Consider the following 14,776-nt stretch of genomic DNA (forward strand, 5'->3'; position numbering starts at 1 on the left):
TTATTGATAGTGCAGAGGGGCAGCTAACGGTTTTTGTAGAGTGAATGGATACTACCATTTTTTTCAGCAAACATATGGTTGGCACTGACGACTTGATTGCGTCCACGGTGCTTGGCTTCATAAAGAGCCTTATCTGCTGCGCTAATCAAACGTTGGCAGATGTCGCTAGGCAGTTTTTGCATGAATGCCATTTGGCTCTCAGCGCGCTGAGTGGCAATCGGCTTGATAAGAGGTGATGCATTTGATTGAGACTGGGCTTTTTTTGCTAAAATAGATTTATAGTTTTTGGCAATGCAAGCTCTTTCTTGATGGGTCAAGGTATACAGCCCAAAACTCGCTGTCACGCTAAAATCAAACACATCACCGACATTGATGATATGCTCAGCAATACTAAGCCGTAATTGCTCCGCAATCACCATTGCACTATCGTGCGACGTATCTGGTAGCACAACCAGAAACTCCTCACCACCGTAACGGCTAATGATGGTTTCATCTGATAACGACTGCAATAGCGTCTGCGATATTTCGATCAACACTTGATCCCCCACATCGTGGCCATAGTTATCGTTGATGCGTTTAAACCAATCCAAATCAAAGAGCATCACGCTCAAATCCTGATTGTCTTGTACCGTTGACAACGCATACTTCATTTTCTTCAGGCCGTAGCGACGGTTTTTTAGCTTCGTGAGCTCATCTTGATTGGCATACTGCAAGGTTTCTTGCCTACTATCATCTAAAACCAATAGCAAAGCACGAAATATATAAACGATAAAAATCGCTTTCGGGAATGCTAAATACAAGTGGGTTGAGCGCCAAAAAAAAGCTGATGAACGCTGTATCTCAGTGATACTATCCCAACTTAATACATTATTTTCAAACGCTGAAGCAGCAACGGCATTTTCAACCGCCATAATCTCGTTGTAAGTCAAATAATTATGAGTTTCTAGTAACGGGTGGATAACGGTCAACTGACGCAGATTGGGTAAAGTGATACCAAAATAAGGCGAGGTAATGGCCAATAACATAAGTATGATTTGTAGCCAAAACATGCGCCAAGCATAGCGGCGTTTGATGAGCATCATGCCAAGCATCGCACCGCCAACTAGCGATACTCCAGCAAACAAGCTGCTATAACCTATCACCACGATGACGGTAGCAATATAGAATGTATAAGTCAGTACTAGTGCGATTTGCCATCTGTCTAAAATATCCCGCCTACTTCCAGAGTGCGGCAAATATTTGACCATACATAAGAAAAATAAACCCATTACGCTGATTCCCAGCCATAGCGGGTACAGATAGTGCATATTGACATAGGCATGGAGCGCATCTTGTCGCCACCAAACGAACAGACACCACAGCCAATGCAAGGATACTTCCATGACAATAAATAACGCCATCAATGACGTTCTGTCAGCCGCTTGCCACTCAAAAATCATTTGAGAGAGCTTTTTGTATCCAAGATGAGAGACCGACACAGCCATAGATGGGCTACCGCAGAAAATATAAATGCACTGACTTTACAGGCATTGTGATCGAGTTAATCGAGTTAAAGGGCGTTATACCTTTTATAAACTTTTCTAGATATCCCTTTAAGTGTTACAAGTTCTGTCTGTATTATCAATCTGTTTTGTACATTTATTTATCAATCAGCAGTTTTTGAATATACAGTTTTGAGCGTCATGATATTCACATAAAAGACTCAGTCATCTTGGCGACGAAACACAAAAGTGACTAACCGCTAAAATGTCCATAAAACATGATAAAACCATCAGACTAAGCAGGCGTGTTAAACAACTCCCAAATACCGCGTTGATCTTCATTTAAGATAGGCACATCCCCTAAGCAGCGCCACGGCATATTGCTACCATGAAAGTCACTGCCAATCGAGGTGACAAGATTGTGCTCGGCAATACTACGATCAACCATTCTGCGCGTGCTGATTGGTTCACTTGTGGCTGGTAGCTCACAAGCGTCACCGCCAAGCTGAGCAAACTCCCCAATCAGCTTGCGCACTCGTGTGGCCGATAGCTGATAACGCGTGGGATGCGCGAGCACCGCTCGACCACCACAAGCATGAATCAGCTCAATCCCATGCTGCATCGTCAACGCCTCGATCGCCACGTAAGCAGGCTTATTATCTGCCAAATATTTATCAAAGGCTTTTTGAACGGTTTTGACCTCGCCCCGCTCAAATAATACCTGCCCAATATGTGCGCGTCCAACCGCTTGTGGGTTGCCACCTGCCTTATCGAGTACGGCTTGCCACAACTCATCGAAATCTATATCCAGCAGCTCACTGAGCTTTTTGGTGATGCGCTGACCACGTGTGGCCCGACTGTCTTGTAGTTGCTGCAGAGTAGCATGCATCTTTTCGCGATCAGTAAAGTCCAGTCCCAGCACATGAATGATCTTATTGGTAGATTTGTTTTTGCCATAGCCACCGCTCAACGTATGCTCACAGCTGATTTCCACCCCATTGATCAGCTGTATATCATAAGCATTAGCGGCTTCTCTTGCCTCATCAATGCCTGCTAGCGTGTCGTGATCAGTCAATGCCAGTACATTGATGCCCGCTGCGTGCGCGCGCTTTACTACTTCAGTTGGTGCGTAAGTACCATCCGAACAGGTACTGTGACAATGTAAGTCATATTTCATAAGATAAACCTTAATATTTTAAAAAATAAGCGTATAAACAATTTAGTAGTAGATAGTCACTATTCATATTGGTTGCTATTGATTGCTATTATTAATGATAATGTCTGAGCCAACTCTCTGGATTTAGCGACTATTGCTGCTGTATTTGATGGTTATATTTGGTTAGCGCTATGGTCATTGCTCGCAATAAGACCGTATTACTCTGTAGGTGACGTATATCGCAGGATTATCGTGTTGATTGCTTTTTTTTGCGGCAGTAGACGTGTAAACTACCTCATACGTTTTTGTTGGACACAACCTTTGCTATGAAAGCATTATTAGACTTTATCCCTTTGATTGCCTTTTTTATCGCGGCGCGTTATAACGGTATTTTGGCAGCGGCAGGGGCTTTGCTCGTCGCTACTATCATTGTTTATGCCATTCACTTTATTCGCCAAAAAGGCAAGTTTGATAAGCAACAATGGGTCGTCTTACTATTAACCATTTTGTTTTGCGGTGGCACATTGCTGCTGCGTGATGATATCTATCTGCGCTGGAAATCGCCCATTATCAATGGTATTTTTGCGTTGACCTTGTTTGTCAGTGCCGCTATCAATAAGCCATTAATGCAGCTAGCAATGAAAGAAGTATTTACTTTAACACTTAGTGGTTGGAAAAAACTGACCGTTGCTTGGGCACTTTTCTTCGCCCTCATGGCTGTACTCCATTATATTACAGCATTCACCATGTCAGATGAAGCGTGGATTAACTTCAAGACTTATGGCTGGATTCCGATTATGCTGGTATTCGTCGTGGCTCAGTTTGCTGTACTCAAAAAGCATCTCAACCCTGCGCTGACGGACAAAACCACTAAATAACAGTTATGCGCTGATTGCAGCTACTGTCTTATAATTGATAAAACTGCTTTTAGAGCTCAAAGTAATCAGCCGTTAGCGTTATACGATGTATTTCAAATCAATCATTACGTTTTATTATCAACTAAGGAAGTTCCATGTCTTTATTTGTCATTATTGGTCATGATGTGGCTAATAGCAGCGCACAGCGTCTGATTACTCGCGCTGAACATATTGAGCGATTACAGGCGCTAAGTCGTGAAGATCGTCTGGTGATTGCAGGCCCAACGCCGATCGAACATGGCAAGAGCGATATGTCAGGCAGCTTAATCATTGCTGAGTTTGACTCTATCGAGGCGGCACAAGCGTGGGCAAACGATGAGCCTTATTTACGTGATGGCGTTTATAGCCACGTGGATATCAAGCCATTTATCCAAGCATTGCCTGCGCCCACTGATAAAGTAGCTGCATCGTGAGTCAGAAAGTCCTTTATTTGAATACTCGATTCTATAAAAGTAGCTTGGCTAGCCTGCTACTGATGGCAGCAGTATCAGTGCAAGCCGCGCCAACGGCACCCAACGCAGAGGCAGCGAATCCTACAGTAGCCTCTATAAATCAACCTGCTGTAGGCGATGCAGCAACAAGTTCAGCACTAGATATCAATGATACTCTGGCAGCACAGTTGCAACCGTCTACTAAAGCACTGTCCGAGGCCAATCAAGAACTACTCAGCCGTAATGCACAATTGCAACGCCAAGTAAATGACTTGCAGACTCAAGCAAACGTCTTAGTCTATGAGAGCAAAGGTCAGCTGTTTTTGTATGGTGCATTTACCGTTTTGATCAGTTTATTGGTGGGTATTTTTATCTCGTGGCTGGTGTTCGTTCGCCGTGATCGCTGGTAAGCGATGCGCTCTTTATAGATTTAGCCTTTGACCTGCTCTATTCTGCGACGTCTCATTGTATTTTTATGAACTTGATTCTGTCATCAACAACATTTTTATTATAGTAAATCATCCTACTAAGAAGTTTCCATGTCTATCGCTCATCACACAAACGCTGAACCATTAAACACTATCACACCTGCCAAGGTTGAGTGGCAAATGGATGATACTGGAAATATGGTGCCAGTATCTGGTGAGTTCGGCGATGTGTATTTTTCGCATGCGGATGGTCTGGCAGAAACACGTCATGTATTTTTAGCGCACAATCAGCTGCCTGATCGCTTGGCAGGCCTTGTACCACAGCAATGTTTTACGATTGCCGAATTGGGTTTTGGTACTGGGCTTAACTTGTTAGCGACTTGGCAGTTATGGCGACAGCTGCGCGATACCTACCCACAACTGGCAGATGCCCGCCTACATTTCATTACCACTGAAAAATTCCCGATACCGCTTGCAGATCTGACGCACATACTTGCCCTATGGGGTGAGCGTGCACCCGAGCTTGGTCCATTGATTGAGCCACTTTTGGCTGCGTATCCGCCTCTTATCGCAGGCTGTCACCGTTTGGACTTTTCTTATGATAATCTGACGGTCGATATATGGCTTGGGGATGCAGCCCAGAGCCTTAGCAAACTGGCAATAGAGCGCTCTCAGCAGTCTGCGCCTCAGCCTCATATCGATGCGTGGTTTTTGGATGGCTTTGCGCCTTCTTGCAACAGTACCTTGTGGGCTGACAGTATCTTTACACAGATGCAGCGCCTATCGCGTCCGCATACCACCGCCGCTACTTATAGCTGCGCAGGCATCGTAAAGCGCGGGCTCAAGGAACATGGCTTTGCCATCAAAAAGGTAAAAGGTTTTGGTCGAAAGCGAGAAATGCTCACCGCCATCATGACCGATACAAACCATATTGACGTTACTAGTGATAATAAAAGTTGTGATAACGAAAGCCACGATGCGGAGCAGATAACAACAGATAGCACCTTTAATCACACTGCCATCATTGGTGCAGGCGTTTCAGGGTTGCTAACGGCTTGGTCGCTTGCCAATCGCGGCATTGCGGTCACTTTATTAGACAAAACGGCGCCTCTGGCTGGCGCTTCAGGCAACCCTCGAGCATTGCTTGCCCCAAAAATGACGCCAATTCACCACGTTGATGAACATTTGCATACCATCGGTTATCTTTATAGCAGCAGGCTATATCGAGACCTTAATCAGAAAGCCACACAGCTCAATACAGCGCCAGTACTGGAGCCGACTGGAGCGCTTGATTTACTGGTGAAAGCCAATATTGGCACCGAGCAAATCGCAGATTATCCTGATGAGATGGCAACCACCCTACCCCATGAGCAAGCACAGAATATTAGTGGAATAAAAGAGCAAGACTTATCAGAGAACTTATACTTACCACAGTCTGGTTTGGTCAATCCGCAAGCATTGAAAACTATTATATTGACACATCCGCTCATTCGCTTTCAGCAATTAGAAGTGAGTGAGATTAACGAAACTGAACAGCAAGTGTGTATTGAAGGCAGTGATCAAAATCAGGAGACTGTCTCTATTCTTGCTGATCATGTCGTTATTTGCGCCGCCTTTGAGAGTCATCAATTAGATAAGCGTATTTTTGATTGCCGTAAAATTCGTGGTCAGCTGTCTTGGTTTCATCCTAGCCTAGAGCAACTGATAAATTTGCCAAAAATCCCGCTTAAATATAGTGGTTACTGTGCGCTGTTCAATGCACAGACTGGCGATGATAACCTAAACACTGTCACCGCTGGCAAGCCATATCTATTACTAGGGGCAAGTTTTATCCGCAATGATATAGGTACTGACATTCGAGATGAAGAACATCAGATTAGCCGGGACAAGCTCGTTGCTGCCATTCCTGAGATGGAATCTATCATGCCAGCCGATACTAGCCTGTGGCAAGGGCGCGCTGGCATTCGCACTCAGACACCTGATTATCATCCAATCGTTGGGCAACTAACCAACAGTCAGCGAATTTGGACGATGAGTGCAATGGGTGCAAAAGGTTATGCGTTGGCACCCATCTGCGCTGAAGCGTTAGCGGGTATGCTGCTAGGGTCATTTGCGCCACTATCTAATGCAATGCTCGCACGTCTATCGCCCAATCGTACCCGTTTGCAAACACCGCTCACTTAATATCATTTAGGATGATATTCATGTACATCAAAACAACGCTTTCGACGATTCATATTATCTTGTGATATCTTTATTTAATGTTCATTCCGACAATGAGATAAGCATCATGAGCTATCACCAAACCACCATTACTCTACCTGCCTACGCGCGTGGCATCCATGTCATCACGCCTATCATCGAGGAAGCCATTGCTCAGCTCATACCGTCCAGCGCCAAAGCAGGGCTGGTTCATTTGTTTTTGCAACACACGTCAGCCAGTCTCGCCATTAATGAAAATGCTGACCCAGACGTAAGATTGGACACAGAGGATTGGCTCAATAAAATCGCCCCAGCCGATCAGCCAGAGTACCGCCATACCTTAGAAGGATCCGATGATCTACCAGCGCATCTTAAAAGCATGATGCTTGGGGTAAGTTTGACCATTCCTCTGATAGATGGTGTCTTGGGTCTAGGTATGTGGCAAGGGGTTTACTTATGTGAGCATAGAGACGTGACTGGATATAGCGGACAGCGCAAGCTGGTTATTACGGTCAATACGTAATAATATAGATTCAACCTGCCACATTGATATAGCGCGCTATTAACGGATAAACCTGATTATGACCACTTTTGTCTTAAAATTACTAAGCTCAACAAACGCTAAGGTTCACTGTCTCAAAGCTTCTGCTCTTTTTTTGAGTTTATTTCTGCTGACTGCCTGTCAAGAAACGCCAGAACCTGAAGCACCTACCGAAACACCATCTGAAACGTCAACGCAGACAACGCCTGTCACCACAAATATCAATGTCAATGAAGCGGCGGATGACAGTATAGAGAATGCTCAGAACCCATCACAGACTGAAGCTAATTCAGAGCGCGATGTGAGCTTGACTGAGTTAGAGCAAGACCTTGGAGGCACTGTCGCTGCACCAAGTAATACTGCTACATCGCCCAATCCAGAACAGGCCATTAAAGGCGCACAAATCACTGATGTCCGTTACAAAAGTGAAGCAGGCGACACCTTATCGGTCGTTTTTGAAACGTCAGCTTCAGGGTTGCTCAATGCCATCGTCACTCGCCCCAACCAGCCAAAAATGACGCTCAGCGCGCCAGAAGGACAAGGTAACAATCCCACTTATCGCTCAGTCGATGGTAGCATCCAACTGGTGAGTCATGCAGGTGGCGGCACCATTGATCTTATCCAAAACAATACCGTCACTAGCTTTGATGCAGTCAGTGCTGAAGCAGAAGTCGTCACTGAATAAGTGCTAATTGCATCCTTTTTGAAAGTCTTATCTTAAATAATTAAAAAGCGGCAAACGTTACTATCGTTGCCGCTTTTTTATCTCTATTTACTGGTCTCTACTCACTCGTATTTACTTAACTTTCTGGTAGATGATTTTATTTATCCAAACCCAGTCGATTGCCCAAAAAGTCCGACCAACCAGCTTATCGCCGTCCAAATTCCCCAGCCAACAAATACAATCACGATGAGTCCCAACATGTCAGGGATATGCAAGTATAGCCAAGCTACTATTGGATTTCGCCAAAATGCACCAAAGCGGCCTTGCTGCTTGTCTTCTAATGACTGATGTAAAAAAGGCCGATCCATATGCATGGTTTCAGTGATGCCATACTCCTGATGTAAATGCTCGTGTACGATACCCAATGTCTTGCGGCTAGGGCGAATAAAAATATCTAGCAATGTCCCAATGCCGGGCACAATACCGACCACCATATCAATCAGCGCCAGTCTGACCGCAGGTGTCATTTTATCGGCAGGAACACCCAGCTGACGACCCAGTATAAAAGCATAGCTGGTCAGTATCAGTCCTGCGACATCCCCTGCGAGAGGAATGGTAGAGAGCGCCGCATCCGCACCTATGCCTTGCTTGGTAAAAGGCACGCGGACAAGAGAATCCATTGTATTAGCAAACTTTGCCAGTTTACGCTCGGTGGCAATGACTTGCTCGCGTGTCAGTCCCTGCTCAGCAAGTTTTGCCTGATAATCGACGACTGAGCCATTTGTATTAGAGGATTTCTTTGCTTTAAATCTCGACAACTTCTTAAATTTATCCATTTAGAGTCGTCCATATACAAGCAATTGCAACGAGGGCAAAAACATAGCGTCCCACCCAGATATTGGCTAAGAATGCCTGAAAGCAAGCCTGCGCATTGCGACTGGCACAAACGCTGTTTTGTTTGGCAAACATCATCGCCACCAATGCTAATCCGAATACGGGTGTCACGCCTAGCGTTGTTGGGGCAAAGTAATGCCACATAGCCGCGCCCATCATCAGCAAAAATAGCATTTGCAGGATTGAGATAATAATCACATCATAGCGGCCAAATAATATCGCCGTTGATTTGACCCCAATCTTGAGATCATCCTCGCGGTCAGCCATTGCGTACTGCGTGTCATAGGCCACCGTCCAGCACATATAAGCAAAGAATAATAGCCAGCACCAAATATCGGGAGCGCCCTGCACCGCCACATAAGACATCGGTATGGCCCAGCCAAACGCCGCCGCCAAAAATACTTGTGGCAGATGGGTATAGCGTTTCATAAAGGGGTAAATAAACGCCAATACAACAGCACCCAGCGACCAATAAAAAACGGCAACGGGTAAGAAAAACAGCAAAATGCCGCTGAGTAATACCAGTACCAAAAATGCAGCAATGGCTTCTTTGCCAGATAGACGTCCATCTGCTAATGGACGACCTTTGGTGCGAGTCACATGACCATCTACTTTACGATCCGCAAAATCATTAATCGCACAACCAGCGGCGCGCATAAATATCGCACCGAGGGCAAATATTACAAATATCTTGAGCGTTGGCAGACCTGCTGTAACTCCTTGCTGCTGGGCTTGGCCCATGGCAGCTAACAGTACGCCCCATAATGTCGGCCATAGTAGCAGCTCAATACCCACTGGTTTATCAAAACGCGTGAGCTGGATATAGGCTTGTAGTTTGTCTTTGAATGTCATGGCTTCTTATTATCGTCAATAAAGAGTGTTATATGCTTTTTTGCTAGGGCGTGTCGCTATTTTAAAAATGGTGATAAACATTTGAATTAGGGACACGCCCTAATCGTTAGATTTGTTTCCATAAGTTATTCGCCTCAATTAGAGAAAATTCAGGATACTGTTTACGTAACGCTTTAATCGCAGGGATTTTATCTTTATGTGCTGCTTGTTCGCAAAAATGCCAATTGCTCTTGTGGACTGCTCAATTCCTTTAAACGTGCTTCAAGCCGAAGAATCTGAGTGCGCAGCATGATATTGACCAACAATAACAATAAGCCTGCACCCATGACCCAAATGATTAGCGTTGACATTTCCTGCTCCTGAATACATGTATTCTAAATACTCAAGCTAATGAATGACGTATGTTTATGCTGATACACTTATTTATCACAAACAGTGGCTATGAAATAATCCTCGAAAAACCGATGTCAGGCAAAATACCCATCAAAGCGCACGGCTTCATTATGCCAGCTTTCACTAACCGGCTCATCGGCAAATAATGGCGCAAATTGTGGCCGCTTGACGATCACGCGACCTTGTCCTTGCGCGCTTCGACTCACAATTGCCTTAGCACTATTTAGCAGTTGGCGCTCTTCCTCTAGCGTTGGTGGACGCGCCAATTGATGCAGCGCTTGCATGTGCTTGCCGACTTTGGCACCTTTACCTGTCTTACTGTCTTGGTAGCTATCCTCTGGAAACATGGGATCTAAATACACCACATCGACTGCATTGCCGTCATTCGATATATCGTCAGCTTTTAGGCTCGCAAAATAACTCAGTGCATCAGTATTGATAATATGTAGACGGCTCATGAGCTTTTGCCAATTAGGCTGCGCGCTCATACGCTCTTGTTCTACAAGTAACAGCAACGCCATTAGCGGCTGCTGCTCAAGCATAATGACGTGTGCGCCAGTACTGGCCAATATCAAACTATCATGGCCAAAGCCGGCCGTGGCATCGATAACATGGCTATCTGCGGTAATCTTTGCTGCTTGCAGTAATAGCTCCGACTTACGACCAGCACTCACCACGCGGCGTTGCAATTTATCCCACTCTGGTGACACGCTCAGTCCATCACTAAGCCACGATAGCTTATCTTTTTCATCAAGCAGCAAAATAAGTTGAGAGGATGTTTGGCTCAGTTGCTGGCGACGTTTTTGTGTTAATTTCTCCGTGGAGAGCTTAGTCTTTAGGACGATTGGTAATTTGTGCTCAGCTATCAATGCCTGTAAGCGCTCAATCTGTGCTTGTTGACTGTCATTCACATAGAACAATTGGCACTGTACAAGGTCACCTGACTTATTATCTGTGTGATGCAGCGCTGTCATAACCATCATCCTTTTTACTTATAACTGCTTACTTTTTACCCATAGCATTACAAGCCATCGTACAAATCTAGCCCGCCATTTGGTAACCAAAGCCCCAAGCCGCAACCAACACGATAACACCCGTGATAATGCGTAACCAAGCAAAAATAGTAAAGTCACGGCGACTCACCCATGCTACAAGCAAGCGAATACAGAGTAGCGCCACGACAAACGACACGATGGTTCCAACACCTAATACCAACCAGTCTTCACGATTGCTCAGTACATCGCCGTGTTTGAGCAGATCTAATAATGCCGCGCCTACAATGACAGGAATACCCAAAAAGAAAGAAAACTCAGCGGAGGCTTTACGCGAGACTCCAAGCCATAGCGACCCAATGATCGTCGATCCTGAGCGTGACGTGCCTGGTATCAGAGCCAGACACTGAAATAGGCCAATCATCAGCGCCGTTTTTATACTGACATCTTCTGCCTCTTTTGCAATGATGGTTTTAGGGCGCTTTTCCACATAGAATATGAGCAGACCACCGATGATGAGCATAATGGCAACGACAATAGGATTAAACAAATAAGCTTTGATTTCATCAGCAAAGGTAAAGCCAACAATCATCACAGGAATGGTCGCGACAATGAGACTGAGTCCCAGTTGCCTAGGATTGGTCATGCCTTCTGCTTTACCTGTTATGAGACCCATCAATGCTTGCCACAGTCTGCCCCAATAGTCATATATCACTGCCAAGATAGCACCAAGCTGTACCACGACCACAAACAAATCAACTTTTTCTTTGGTCCAAAATCCCATCACATCGGCTGATAAAATCAAATACCCCGTGCTGGAGATGGGCAAAAACTCTGTGATACCTTCCACGATACCCATGATGACAGCTTGAACGAATAACAGTATATCCACAATGACTTTCCTAAAAACAGGCCGATTGGCTGTCCTATGTTGACGTTGGTTTTATATTGATTAATGCTTAAAAAATACTCAAAAGCTACGCTTTGCCTTGCTCTTTAAGTGTTTTCCAAGCTTGGTTACGTAGATATTTTGGTAGTGCTTGCGCTGCCTCCGTACCACCATCGTTTGCAAACTGAGCAACACCAAGCTGCCCGATGATAACAGCGTCTGGCCAGACGTCTTCATGGCACACTTGCTGATCATGCAATGCTAGTAGTACTGATCCATTCCCCGCGATAGGGAGATTCAGTGCTGTTTGGCTATCATAATCTAATAGCTGCTCAGTACTATCACTGCCATAAGCCCATACTGGCTGCATGATATGGCGTCCTGCCTGATTGTCTGATATTAGCTCGTACTGTCCAAAATAAACTTGCTGCATACGAGCATCAAGGGCGCTGTATAGGTGTGTCAGGCCGTACTGCTGATACGCAGATTGTGCAATCGCTTGTAGGCTAGAAACACCAACACAAGGCAAGTCATGCGCGACAGACAACGCTTGCACCACTGCCGTGTTGATACGAATACCGCTAAACGCACCCGGCCCGCGATTAAATATTAAAGCCTGTATATCAGCAAGACGTAACTGCGCCTCAGATAGTGCAGCATCAATCATCGGTAAGATTTGCTGGGTTTGCTGACGTTTGCCGCTCTCTGTATGAGCGGACAATACCTGTCCACTGGCATCTAAAATCGCGATCGAACACTGATCGAACACGGTATCCATTGCTAAAAACATCACAACCTCGGCTTTTACTTTTGGCGTTCTAAATGGGTTTGTCAGATTTTAATAATTTTTAATAGCTATTCATCATTTATGTACTATCAAAATTTAGACAGAATGAAACAGCGCCTATCATAGCATTTAGGCTAAATGAATTTTATCAATTTCTACGCTTTTCCACACTTTATTCATCTATACTTATTCATAGCTAACCATAAAAAACCCTAAAGCTTAGGTAGCTTTAGGGCATATATAAAATACTTTCAGTATGCATCACGATGGCTTAGAAACGTGTTTTAAACTTCTTGGGCGCTTGGTTTTGCATTTCTTGCATTTGCTTTTGTATCTCTTCGGTGCTTGGCATATTGTTCGGATCCAGTCCCATTTGCTTGGCCATTTGTTCTGGATTCACGTTTTTAGTGCCTGATTGACCGCCGCCAAACAATGGGCCACCACCGCCTGCGCTGCCACCACCCATGAGGCCTTGCATAGACTTCATCATTTTACTGATGCCTTCAGGCTTTGAGATCATTTTCATCATTTTTGCCATTTGCTTGTGCTGCTTGAGCAAACGGTTAACATCTTGAATCTCACGGCCTGAGCCTGCAGCGATACGGCGCTTACGACTTGGATTAATCTTATCAGGGTTTTTGCGCTCAAACGGCGTCATTGAATTAATCAACGCCTCCATCTCACGTACTTTTTCTTCTGGCTTGGCATCTTCGACGGCTTTTTGCATGTCTGAGCCGCTCATACCTGGCATCTTATCTAAGAAACCTGCCATACCGCCCATGCTCTTCATCTGCTGGAACTGGGTCAATAGATCCTCAAGGTCGAAATCACCGCCTTTTTGCATCTTTTTCGCCATTTTTTCGGCTTTATCACGGTCGATTTTTTGCTCAACCTCTTCGACCAAACTCAGTACGTCGCCCATACCAAGGATACGCTGGGCAATACGCTCAGGGTGGAATAGCTCTAACTCGCCTAGTTTCTCACCGCGACCCAAGAACTTAATTGGCTTGCCGGTGATAGCACGTACAGACAGCGCTGCACCGCCTCGTGCATCGCCGTCAGTCTTAGTTAAGATAACACCCGTCAATGGCAACGCATCATTAAAAGCTTTTGCGGTATTGGCGGCATCTTGACCCGTCATTGCATCGACGACGAATAGTGTCTCAGATGGGTTAACCGCCGCCGTTAGCGCCTTAATCTCATCCATCATGGTATCGTCGATATGTAGACGACCTGCCGTATCAATGATAAGGATATCTTGATATTGGATTTTGGCCTCTTCAATCGCACGCTTTGCGATATCGATTGGATTTTCATCCGTGCTTGAGTTCACAAACTTAGCATTGACCTGACCGGCAACTTGCTCAAGCTGTTTGATCGCCGCTGGACGGTAGACGTCGGCCGATACCAGCATGACTTTTTTCTTTTGACGCTCTTGTAGATATTTGGCCAATTTACCAGCTGTGGTCGTTTTACCCGCACCTTGCAAACCTGCTAGCAAATAGACCACAGGCGGTTTGCCTGTCATCTCTAACTGCTGATTGGCACTGCCCATCATTTCGGTCAGCTCGTCGTGTACGATTTTGACAAAGGCTTGACCTGGCGCTAGCTCTTTTAGCACTTCAGCACCAAGCGCTTGCTCTTTGACGCGTTTGACGAAATCACGAGTGACAGGTAGCGCCACGTCAGCTTCTAACAATGCCATACGTACTTCACGCAGGGTGTCTTTGATATTGTCTTCAGTCAGTTGTCCAGATCCTACGATATTACGTAGGCTGGACGATAAGCGTTCTGTTAAGGTATCAAACATAAATAACTCTCAATTAAAATGGTTTTCAATCTTAGATTAACACACCAAGTGCAACGCTAATTAATATTATAGAACGCCTGCATAGGCGTTTTAAACCCTAATCGTTTTCTTGGTCTGTTGTTTAGTTTGTTCTCAATGTCCTGTATTTCATTATCAGAGACTTGTCTAAAGTCACAACCCTTAGGCAAGTACTCTCTGATAAGGCCATTGGTATTCTCGTTGGTTCCTCGCTGCCATGACGCATAAGCATCGGCAAAGAAGAAAGGGCTAAAGAGCTTTTGTTTCACCTTCTTATGCTGAGCAAACTCTTTACCATTGTCAGAGGTAATGGTCTTAACC

Annotated in this window: 16 protein-coding genes; 6 read left to right on the forward strand and 10 right to left on the reverse strand. The window is 45.1% G+C overall.

Going from position 1 to position 14,776, the window contains the following annotated elements; translation table 11 throughout:
• Window positions 1-23: 23 nt before the first annotated feature.
• Window positions 24-1,484 carry a GGDEF domain-containing protein gene (locus BLR43_RS11550; RefSeq protein WP_093071220.1) on the reverse strand — a complete coding sequence of 487 codons (1,461 nt, stop codon included), beginning with the start codon at window positions 1,482-1,484 and terminating at the stop codon, window positions 24-26.
• A 292-nt stretch (window positions 1,485-1,776) separates the two neighbouring features.
• Entirely contained in the window at window positions 1,777-2,658 is an 882-nt protein-coding gene (locus BLR43_RS11555; protein WP_093071221.1) for a PHP domain-containing protein, read from the reverse strand.
• A gap of 305 nt (window positions 2,659-2,963) precedes the next feature.
• Here BLR43_RS11555 and ispZ point away from each other — a divergent pair, with 305 nt between their 5' ends.
• The 6 genes from ispZ to BLR43_RS11585 all read left to right on the forward strand — a co-directional run bounded on the left by ispZ (window position 2,964) and on the right by BLR43_RS11585 (window position 7,841).
• Complete coding sequence (gene ispZ, locus BLR43_RS11560; RefSeq protein ID WP_071003109.1) at window positions 2,964-3,515, forward strand: septation protein IspZ; 552 nt, start codon at window positions 2,964-2,966, stop codon at window positions 3,513-3,515.
• A gap of 134 nt (window positions 3,516-3,649) precedes the next feature.
• A complete protein-coding gene (locus BLR43_RS11565) occupies window positions 3,650-3,967 on the forward strand; it encodes a YciI family protein (protein WP_071003108.1) in 318 nt (105 codons plus the stop codon).
• Window positions 3,964-4,395 (forward strand): SH3 domain-containing protein, encoded by a 432-nt coding sequence (locus BLR43_RS11570; RefSeq protein ID WP_071003106.1) that lies wholly within the window; start codon window positions 3,964-3,966, stop codon window positions 4,393-4,395. The genes BLR43_RS11565 and BLR43_RS11570 overlap by 4 nt, the downstream gene beginning before the upstream one ends.
• 129 nt (window positions 4,396-4,524) lie before the next feature.
• The gene (gene mnmC1 / locus BLR43_RS11575; protein WP_093071222.1) at window positions 4,525-6,597 is read left to right on the forward strand and encodes an FAD-dependent 5-carboxymethylaminomethyl-2-thiouridine(34) oxidoreductase MnmC1; all 2,073 of its coding nucleotides are present in this window, start codon (window positions 4,525-4,527) and stop codon (window positions 6,595-6,597) included.
• Window positions 6,598-6,703: 106 nt separating this feature from the next.
• Window positions 6,704-7,138, forward strand: a complete 435-nt coding sequence (locus tag BLR43_RS11580) for a secondary thiamine-phosphate synthase enzyme YjbQ (RefSeq protein ID WP_071003102.1) — start codon at window positions 6,704-6,706, stop codon at window positions 7,136-7,138.
• A gap of 133 nt (window positions 7,139-7,271) precedes the next feature.
• Window positions 7,272-7,841: a hypothetical protein gene (locus BLR43_RS11585; protein WP_197496675.1), complete on the forward strand. Its 570-nt coding sequence runs from the start codon at window positions 7,272-7,274 to the stop codon at window positions 7,839-7,841.
• A gap of 140 nt (window positions 7,842-7,981) precedes the next feature.
• Here BLR43_RS11585 and BLR43_RS11590 read toward each other — a convergent pair whose 3' ends face one another.
• From BLR43_RS11590 to BLR43_RS11625, 8 genes are all read right to left on the reverse strand, one after another.
• On the reverse strand, window positions 7,982-8,656 hold the full coding sequence (locus tag BLR43_RS11590) for a DUF4112 domain-containing protein (protein ID WP_071003099.1): 675 nt from the start codon (window positions 8,654-8,656) through the stop codon (window positions 7,982-7,984).
• Complete coding sequence (ubiA, locus tag BLR43_RS11595) at window positions 8,649-9,566, reverse strand: 4-hydroxybenzoate octaprenyltransferase (RefSeq protein ID WP_071003097.1); 918 nt, start codon at window positions 9,564-9,566, stop codon at window positions 8,649-8,651. The genes BLR43_RS11590 and ubiA overlap by 8 nt, the downstream gene beginning before the upstream one ends.
• A 194-nt stretch (window positions 9,567-9,760) precedes the next feature.
• Entirely contained in the window at window positions 9,761-9,916 is a 156-nt protein-coding gene (locus tag BLR43_RS13880) for a hypothetical protein (protein WP_227517146.1), read from the reverse strand.
• A gap of 117 nt (window positions 9,917-10,033) precedes the next feature.
• A complete protein-coding gene (locus BLR43_RS11605; protein ID WP_071003095.1) occupies window positions 10,034-10,933 on the reverse strand; it encodes a class I SAM-dependent methyltransferase in 900 nt (299 codons plus the stop codon).
• Window positions 10,934-11,000: 67 nt separating this feature from the next.
• Complete coding sequence (locus BLR43_RS11610) at window positions 11,001-11,843, reverse strand: undecaprenyl-diphosphate phosphatase (protein ID WP_071003092.1); 843 nt, start codon at window positions 11,841-11,843, stop codon at window positions 11,001-11,003.
• Between the two features lie 85 nt (window positions 11,844-11,928).
• Window positions 11,929-12,630, reverse strand: coding sequence for a tRNA (adenosine(37)-N6)-threonylcarbamoyltransferase complex dimerization subunit type 1 TsaB (tsaB, locus tag BLR43_RS11615; protein ID WP_071003090.1), 702 nt, complete (start codon window positions 12,628-12,630; stop codon window positions 11,929-11,931).
• A 268-nt stretch (window positions 12,631-12,898) separates the two neighbouring features.
• A complete protein-coding gene (gene ffh, locus BLR43_RS11620) occupies window positions 12,899-14,437 on the reverse strand; it encodes a signal recognition particle protein (protein WP_071003088.1) in 1,539 nt (512 codons plus the stop codon).
• Window positions 14,438-14,493: 56 nt separating this feature from the next.
• On the reverse strand, window positions 14,494-14,776 hold a 283-nt coding region (locus BLR43_RS11625), incomplete at its 5' end, for an IS30 family transposase (protein WP_143007434.1).

The organism is Psychrobacter pacificensis (assembly GCF_900101915.1).
GTDB lineage: Bacteria > Pseudomonadota > Gammaproteobacteria > Pseudomonadales > Moraxellaceae > Psychrobacter > Psychrobacter pacificensis.

Coding starts and splice junctions, on each gene's coding strand:
- BLR43_RS13880 (WP_227517146.1), bottom strand. CDS start 9,916: ATGTCAACGCTAATCATTTGGGTCATGGGTGCAGGCTTATTGTTATTG.
- ffh (WP_071003088.1), bottom strand. CDS start 14,437: ATGTTTGATACCTTAACAGAACGCTTATCGTCCAGCCTACGTAATATC.
- BLR43_RS11565 (WP_071003108.1), top strand. CDS start 3,650: ATGTCTTTATTTGTCATTATTGGTCATGATGTGGCTAATAGCAGCGCA.
- BLR43_RS11580 (WP_071003102.1), top strand. CDS start 6,704: ATGAGCTATCACCAAACCACCATTACTCTACCTGCCTACGCGCGTGGC.
- ispZ (WP_071003109.1), top strand. CDS start 2,964: ATGAAAGCATTATTAGACTTTATCCCTTTGATTGCCTTTTTTATCGCG.
- mnmC1 (WP_093071222.1), top strand. CDS start 4,525: ATGTCTATCGCTCATCACACAAACGCTGAACCATTAAACACTATCACA.
- BLR43_RS11550 (WP_093071220.1), bottom strand. CDS start 1,484: ATGGCTGTGTCGGTCTCTCATCTTGGATACAAAAAGCTCTCTCAAATG.
- tsaB (WP_071003090.1), bottom strand. CDS start 12,630: ATGTTTTTAGCAATGGATACCGTGTTCGATCAGTGTTCGATCGCGATT.
- ubiA (WP_071003097.1), bottom strand. CDS start 9,566: ATGACATTCAAAGACAAACTACAAGCCTATATCCAGCTCACGCGTTTT.
- BLR43_RS11590 (WP_071003099.1), bottom strand. CDS start 8,656: ATGGATAAATTTAAGAAGTTGTCGAGATTTAAAGCAAAGAAATCCTCT.
- BLR43_RS11605 (WP_071003095.1), bottom strand. CDS start 10,933: ATGACAGCGCTGCATCACACAGATAATAAGTCAGGTGACCTTGTACAG.
- BLR43_RS11555 (WP_093071221.1), bottom strand. CDS start 2,658: ATGAAATATGACTTACATTGTCACAGTACCTGTTCGGATGGTACTTAC.